Annotated in this window: 1 protein-coding gene; it reads left to right on the top strand. The window is 56.9% G+C overall.

The genetic code is table 11. The features are described 5' to 3' along the window. A partial coding sequence (locus IEV46_RS17905; RefSeq protein WP_188433995.1) for an AMP-binding protein occupies positions 1-536 on the top strand: 536 nt, incomplete at both ends.

Raw genomic sequence — 536 nt, 5'->3', positions numbered from 1 at the left:
GACACAGAAGAGGAATTTCCGCAAGAGCTCCTGCATGATCGGTTCGCTGCCATCGCTCAACAAATGCCGGAACAAATAGCAGTGGAAGCGGATGGCGTGACATTGACCTATCGTGAGTTGAACGATCGTTCCGACCGGTTGGCGCACTTTCTGCGCGGTGAAGGGGTCGGGCCGGATGTGCTGGTCGGGATCTGTATGGAGCGTTCGGTGGAAATGATGGTCGGACTGTTCGGCATCCTGAAGGCAGGCGGGGCCTATGTGCCGATCGACCCTGCCAATCCACCGGAACGGCTGAGGTTTTTACTTGCTGATTCGGGAGTCTCGGTGTTGCTGACACAGGAGAAATGGTTGTCCCACCTTCCACGACACGAAGGGCGGGTGATCTGTCTGGACCGTGACTGGCACCGGATCGCTGCCTGTGCCGACGCTCCTCCGCCAAGTCGTGTCCATATGGACAATCTGGCATATATGATCTATACCTCCGGTTCAACCGGAACGCCTAAAGGCGTGTTAATTCCCCATCGCGGCCTGACCAA

The sequence above is a fragment of the Kroppenstedtia guangzhouensis genome (assembly GCF_014637345.1).
In the GTDB taxonomy this organism is placed as follows: domain Bacteria; phylum Bacillota; class Bacilli; order Thermoactinomycetales; family DSM-45169; genus Kroppenstedtia; species Kroppenstedtia guangzhouensis.
Note: the sequence above shows the minus strand (reverse complement) of the source record. Positions and strands in the feature narration are given on the sequence as shown.